The 7340-nt window shown below is 57.5% G+C and carries 1 protein-coding gene and 1 pseudogene; both read left to right on the top strand.

Going from position 1 to position 7340, the window contains the following annotated elements; genetic code table 11:
- A pseudogene (locus ACIPLA_RS27725) lies at positions 1–5394 on the top strand (DUF637 domain-containing protein); the annotation flags it as partial.
- A gap of 1354 nt (positions 5395–6748) precedes the next feature.
- Positions 6749–7021, top strand: a complete 273-nt coding sequence (locus tag ACIPLA_RS27720) for a hypothetical protein (RefSeq protein WP_401177616.1) — start codon at positions 6749–6751, stop codon at positions 7019–7021.
- Positions 7022–7340: the final 319 nt, after the last annotated feature.

Raw genomic sequence — 7340 nt, 5'->3', positions numbered from 1 at the left:
CTGCTGAACAACGCCCAAGGCGGTTTGATCGACAGCGGCGCAACCCTGACCATGCAGGCCATGACGCTGGGCAATGCCGGCGGCACGGTCAACGCCAAACAGAACTTCAGTTTCACCGGCACCACACTGGATAACACCGGTGGCAATCTGATCGGCAACGCTGCCGTGACTCTGGACCTGCTCGGCATCCTGACCAACACCAAAGGCAAACTGGCCAGCGCCGGCCCGCTACTGGTGCAGCGTGCCACGCAAATCAATAACCAGGATGGCCAGCTCACCAGCTAAGGCTTGATGACCCTGCTCACCGGTGGCCTGGACAACCGCAATCTCGGCACCATCGCGGCCAAGGATCTACTGACCATCACCACGGCTGGTACGCTGCAGAACAGCGCCGCCGGCCAGATCTACAGCCAGAATGGCGACCTGCAAATCCAGGCCGCCAGCCTCGCCAACGCCAAGGGTACCTTGCAAAGCCAAGGGGCTTTGAACCTCACGGTCAGTGGAGATATCGATAACCAGAGCGGCCGCATCGTCGCCACGGACGGTGACCTGACCATCAAGGCCACCAACCTCGACAACCGCGGCGGTGTGCTCGCCAGCCTGCAAGCAGCGTTCACGGCCAACCTGAGCGGTGTGCTGAAAAATGGCTATGACCTGAACAACAACCGCCGCAGCGGCGTCACCCAGGCCCAGCGTCTGAACCTGACCGCTCTGGGCGGCATCGACAACTACGGCGGGCGTATCGCTGCGCAAAGCGGCGACGCGATCATCACCACTGGCAACTTCGACAACCGCAATGGCGGTCTCTACGCCAAAGGCAAGGTCAACGTCACCGGCAACAACTTTGACAACAGTGGCGACAATGACGGCCAGATCGCCGGTCAACAGATCGACCTCAATCTCAGCGGCGCCCTGAACAATCGACTGGGCATCATCGAGAGCGACACTACCCTGGCGATCAAGGCCGCCAGCCTCGACAACCAGACCGGCCAACTGCGCGCCCTCGGTACCAATGGCAAAACCAGCTTCCAGATCGGTGGCCTGTTCGACAACCGCAACGGCACCCTGGAAAGCGCCAACACCGACCTGTCCATGGCGGTGGGCAGTTTCCTCAACGGCGGCGGCAGTTTGTTGCACGTGGGCAACGGCACCTTCGACATTTCCACCGCCAACGTCACCGGCGCCGGCGGCAGCATCGTCACCCGTGGCGGCCTGACCCTCAACGCCGACAGCTGGACCAACAGCAACGTCATCCAGGCCGGGCGTCTGAAGGTCAACGTCAACAGTTTCACCCAGACGGCGAGCGGTCAGTTGCTGGCCTCGGAGAGCCTCGTCGGTACCGGTGTCAACTGGTTCAACGAGGGATTGATTGCCAGTGACGGCAGCCTGCAGCTCAACCTCAGTGGTGCCTATACCGGTGCAGGTCGAGTCACCAGCCTGGGGAGTCTTTCGCTCAGCGCGGCCAGTCTGAATCTGGCCGAAGCCGGCCGAATTGCCGGCGGCGGGCCCACAGATATCAGTGCCTCCGGCCCGATCATCAACTATGGGCGGATTACGTCAAATGACGATCTGCTGCTCAATACGGCATCCCTCAGCAACTACGGCACCGTGGGAAGTGCACAAGACCTTACGGTTAACGCCTCGCAATTGCTCAATCAGCAGGGCTTGATTTTCAGCGGCGCGGACATGCAGCTACGCAGCAATACGCTGACGAATAGCTATGGCGACATCTACAGCCTGGGTGACTTGACCGTCTCCCGGAACGCGTCGGGCGAGCGGGCAGACGTTATCGAAAACATCTCCGGCAGCCTGGAAAGCGCCGGTGACATGCGCTTGCTGGCGACTTCAATCAGCAACCGCAGGGACGTGCTGACCTTCGCCGAGCAACGGGTGAATGGCACTATCACCCACAGCTGTAGCCATTGCTCGGACGAGTGGAACGTCTGGTACTACGTCACTGAAGTGTATGAGCGCACGGTCGATAAAGACTCGCCGTCGGCCTTCCTGACCTCCGGAGGCAATCTCGATGTCACGGGATCGAGCTTCCTCAATCAATACAGCTCGGTGTCGGCTGCCAACAACATCAACATCACGGTCGATACCTTCAAGAATGAAGGGGTGAACCTGGAGACCATTACCTATCGCAGTCACTACAGAAATCCGGCCGACCAGGAGCCGGGAAGCATCTACCTGGGGTTGATCGATCCGGGCGGTGCGGTCAACGAGTACAACAAGTACAGCGCCAAATACGTGCCGTTATACCGGCGGGCCAATGGCGGTTACTTCTACCAACAGGAGAGCGGATTAAGCACCGAACTCAACCCTGATTACGATCCGTCGAAAAACCTGCCGGTGCCTGAAGCGGTCACCAAATATGGGGTTTTCTCGGCCACGCAAACCGCCAGCACCGGTAAAAGCATCAACGCCGTTATTCAGTCCGGTGGCAGTACGACCATCACCGCTTCGACTTCTTTCAACAACAGCGTGCAAACGGTCAACGCGCCCATTGTCACCAGCGACAGCAAGGTGGACGCCACCGGCACCCAACGCGCGACCACTCCATTCATCGTCCACCTCAACAGCCAACTCCCACCGGACCTGGCCCAACAACGGGTCGATCCCCTGACACTGCCGGGCTTCGTGATACCGCAGGGCCAAAACGGCCTGTTCCGCCTCAGCACGCAGGGCACCACCTCCGGCGCCGCCAACAACGGTCCGCAAAGCTGGACCCTGGGCGGTGCCAGCATCAGCCCGACCCAGCGGCAGCAAACGGTACCCGCCACCAGCGCCGTCACGATCAACCGTGTCCAGGGCTTACCGGCCAACGGCGTTCAATCCAAACCGCACAAATACCTGATCGAAACCAACCCGGTACTCACCGACCTCAAGCAGTTCATGAGCTCGGACTACCTGCTGTCGAACCTCGGTTACGACCCGGACACCAGCGCCAAACGCCTGGGCGATGGCTTCTACGAACAACGCCTGATCCAGCAAGCGGTAGTGGCCCGCACCGGCCAACGCTTCATCGGTGGTCAGACCTCCGACGAGGGCTTGTTCAAATACCTGATGAACAACGCCGTCGCCAGCAAAACGGAGCTCAACCTGTCTCTGGGCATCAGCCTGACCTCCGAACAAGTCGCGGCGCTGACCCACGACATTGTCTGGATGGAGGAGCACGAAGTGAACGGCGAGAAGGTGCTGGTGCCGGTGCTCTACCTGGCCCAGGCCAACAACCGTTTAGCACCCAACGGCGCGTTGATTGCCGGCAACGACATCACCCTGATCGCCGGCAAGGACCTGAACAACGCCGGCACCTTGCGCGCCTCCAACAACCTGTCGGCCACCGCCGCCAACGATCTGGTCAACAGCGGCCTGGCGGAAGCCGGCAACCGCCTCGACCTGAAAGCCAGCAACAACCTCGTCAACAAGGCCGGCGGCATCATTGCCGGCCGTGACGTCTCACTCACCGCCACCCGGGGCGACGTGATCAATGAACGCACCGTCAGCAGTTACGACGACCAGAACGGTCAATGGTCCTGGTCCCAGGGCTTTGCCGACAGCGCGGCGCGGATCGAAGCGGCCAACACCCTGAACATCAATGCCGGGCGCGACTTCAACACCATCGGCAGCGTGATCAACAGCCGGGGTGAGCTGACGATTAAAGCGGGCCGGGACGTGAACATCGTGTCGGCGCAAAAGAGCAACAGCATCACCGATGGCCGGGATCATAACGATGCGTCGGTGACGCAGCTTGGCGCACAGGTCTCCGCGGGTCGCGACCTCACCATTGACGCCGGCCGTGACCTGACCGCGATCGCCAGTCAGATCGATGCCAAAGGCGACATCGGAATGGCTGCCGCAAACAATCTGACCCTGGCCTCGGCGGCGGATGAACAGCACTCGTATGAAAAAACCGAGAGTGTCACCCGCCAGGAAGACCATGTCAGTCAGGTATCCACGGAGATCACCGCGGGGGGTAGCGTTGCCCTGAAGGCGGGCAAGGATTTGACGCTGATCTCGAGCAAGGTCACCGCTGGGGATGAGGCCTATCTGGTGGCCGGTGACAAGCTCGAACTGCTGGCGGCGCAAGACCGCGACTACACGCTGTATGACATGAAGAAAAAGGGCGGTTTCGGCGCCGAAAAAACCCAGCGTGATGAAGTCACCGATGTAAAAAACATCGGCAGTGCAATCACCACCGGGGGCAACCTGAGCTTGGTCAGCGGTGGAGATCAGCGGTATCAGGTGGCGAAGCTGGAGAGTGGTAAGGACATCATTCTCGACAGTGGTGGCAGCATCACTTTCGAAGCGGTGAAGGACTCGCACCAGGAGAGCCACGACAAGAGCAGCAATAGCTGGGCATGGACCAGTATGGAGAACAAAGGCCAGGTTGATGAAACGCTGCGGCAAAGCCAGCTGATTGCTAAAGGTCAGACGCTCATCAAAGCGGTTGATGGGCTGCACATCGATATCAAAGACATCAACCAACAAAGCGTGAGCCAGGCGATCGATGCCATGGTGCAAGCTGACCCGAGCATGGCCTGGCTCAAAGACGCCGAAGCGCGGGGCGATGTGGATTGGCGCCGGGTTAAAGAGCTGCATGACAGCTGGGATGAAAGCCATTCCGGGCTAGGTGGGCCGGCGATGATCATTATCATCATCATCGTCACCTACTTCACGGCCGGTGCAGCCTCCGGTTTCGTGGCTTCTGCCGCAAACGCAGGGGCGGGCAGCGCATTCGCAGCCGGTGCTGCAGCGACCGCTGCGACCGCAACGACCGCCGCGACGCAAGCTGTCGCCGCTGGTTGGGCGAACGCTGCCCTCACCGCCATGCTCACCTCCGCAGCCAGTACGGCCACGGTCAGTACCATCAACAATAAAGGCAATCTTGGCGCGGCCGTCAAAGAAACCTTCAGCGCCGACAGCATGAAAAACTACATCGTTGCCGGGGCCGTGGCGGGTCTTAGTACCGGTCTGTTCAACGATTGGACCAGTACCACCACAGAATCAGGCACTGCGTTGACTGACTCTACCAGCGGGGCCTTGGCTAACACGGGCAAAGTCGTAGCTTCCAATCCCGGTGGACTGAGTAGCCTGGGAGGTATCGCCCAATTCACCGCGAATCAGGCCCTGCAAAACACCACTTCTGCGCTGCTCAATAAAGCACTTGGTCGCGACGGCAGCCTTGGTGATGCCTTGCAAAGCAGTTTGGTGAATGCATTTGCTGCGTATGGTTTCAACCTGGTGGGCGATATCAGTCTTCAGAACGGTTTGCCAGACGGTGGCCTCGCCAAAATCGGCTTGCACGCGGTGATGGGTGGCTTGGCCTCGCTCGCTGCAGGCGGTGATTTCAAAACGGGCGCGTTGGCGGCAGGGGTCAATGAAGCCCTGGTTGACGGTTTGGCCTCGGTCTATGCCGGGATGCCGAAAGCGGATAGGGATCGGCTGTTGGCCATGAACTCGCAGCTGATCGGCGTGCTGGCGACTGCTGTTCAAGATCCTGATGCCGATACCGAAAAGCTGCAAACGGGAGCGTGGGTTGCGCAGAACGGGACGTTATACAACCGACAATTGCATCCCGATGAAATTGAGTTTGCTAGCGACGATGAGCGTGTTAAGCGCTTTGCTGGCGAGAATGGACTGACCATTGAGGAGGCCCAGCAAGAACTCTTACGCACAGCCGCGGCAATGGTTGATCGCGGTTGGAACAGCGTCCTCAGTGAGGAGGATGGCAATACCGCTAAAGCGTCAAGCTTCCTCAGAACAGAGTTGGTTCAAGCCAAAAATGATCACTTGTTTCAAGTTTCGTTGGCCGACTACAACAATGAACGTGTGGGTTTAGTGGAGTTGTTCAAGGATAGAGCCTCCTTGGAGAAACTGCTGAAAAACGTCGCCTTGGTCGATCCTCTCGAGTACCGAACAGACGCTAAATACATGCAGGAAGTGTTGAATGCCAAAGGAGAGGGCAGTCAAGAAGGTTTTGTCTTGGCGCTGGAGGGAGCGGCTAGCGGTGCATCGAAAACCGCGCTGTGGGCAATGGGCGCGGCCAATTGCCCGAGCTGCGCTGCTGAGGATATCGAAAACGCCTGGAATTCGATCCTGAGCTTGCCAGAAGAGTTGCGTTTAAAAGGGTATTTGGACAATCTACACATCATGCAGGGCGGTGGTGCGGATGTTATTAGAGGTAATGAGTCTGCAGCCACAGCGGTTGGCGTTGGCCTCGGGCTCGCGATTGATGGTGGTTTGGGTGGTGTAAAGTCCCCCACCGGTATTGGTGCAAAAGGTGAAGCACGGCTTTCGCAATCTCAAATAAATAGCATCATAGATACGCCGAAAGGTAGTCGCCCCGATCCGTCAACCTACATGGGGCGGGCAGAGATAGACGCTCATTTGGCCAAGTTTGATGAGGGGGCCGTTAGATTTTTTACACCGCACGCTAGTGGAACAATTGGCCCTGAGAACTCGTTTGTGTTTCCGAAAAGCTATTTGGATGAGCTTTACAAGTCGACAGGTGGGAATATTCGCGCCGTGGAAACGAAACTTAGCTTGCCTGCTGGTTATCTGGATAAGGCTCAGGCAGCAGTAATTGCTAAGCCAAATGTTCGCATGCCGTCAGGGAATGAAGTTGGTGCATTTCCTGGTTATTGGGTTCCTGGGGGGTATACTTCTGGTGGCGTGCCAGAGGCTGTCATTCCCGGGCAGTTGCGAATTGATCAAGTCGCTGTAAAGGCTGTGAAGGAATTGTTCAATGGAAATTGATTTGCCACTTGGTTATTGGTTGAAGAACACTAGTGAAGGGTATTTTTGCATCGGCTTTCAATATGGGGGGCACATGGGGGGGGAATGTGAAATATTTCTTCCAAGGTCCAAGTTGCAAAAATTTTGCTCTGATGACGAATGGCGTAATCAGACTATAAATCGGTTTTACAAAATTGTTTTTCTAGCCATCCCAGAACTGAATGTGCCGATCCCTGAGACTGAAGCAAAAAAGGACGGCGTTGTTCCTGATGACTGGGCTTGAAATAAAAGTCGCAATAGAGTCGCAATAGAAAACAATAGGGTGCAAAAGGTGAATCGCCGGAAACCGTTACGTACTTTAGGGTTGAGGGTGGCGGATCTGGCACGAAGACCAGTCAGAACCGCATTATTGCCAATGAAGATGGAACCATTACCATCAACCCGGGTTGCGCAGGGCAAATTTGTGTAAGTGTTGGCAATGCTGATCAGGGGGCAAACGGGGACAGACCCTGAGAAATCCCCGCTTTTTCCTACAAAAAATCAAGAAGTTGGGAATTGAAGAGACCTGCATGGGTCGGCAGCTTGTATTGCACCACACAGAA

This window comes from Pseudomonas sp. NPDC086112 (assembly GCF_044746425.1).
In the GTDB taxonomy this organism is placed as follows: domain Bacteria; phylum Pseudomonadota; class Gammaproteobacteria; order Pseudomonadales; family Pseudomonadaceae; genus Aquipseudomonas.
The sequence above is the reverse complement of the archived record's forward strand: the minus strand, read 5'-3'. Positions and strand labels throughout refer to the sequence as shown.

Excerpts from the sequence above, each read along its gene's own strand:
- ACIPLA_RS27720 (WP_401177616.1), top strand. The coding sequence starts at position 6,749 with ATGGAAATTGATTTGCCACTTGGTTATTGGTTGAAGAACACTAGTGAA.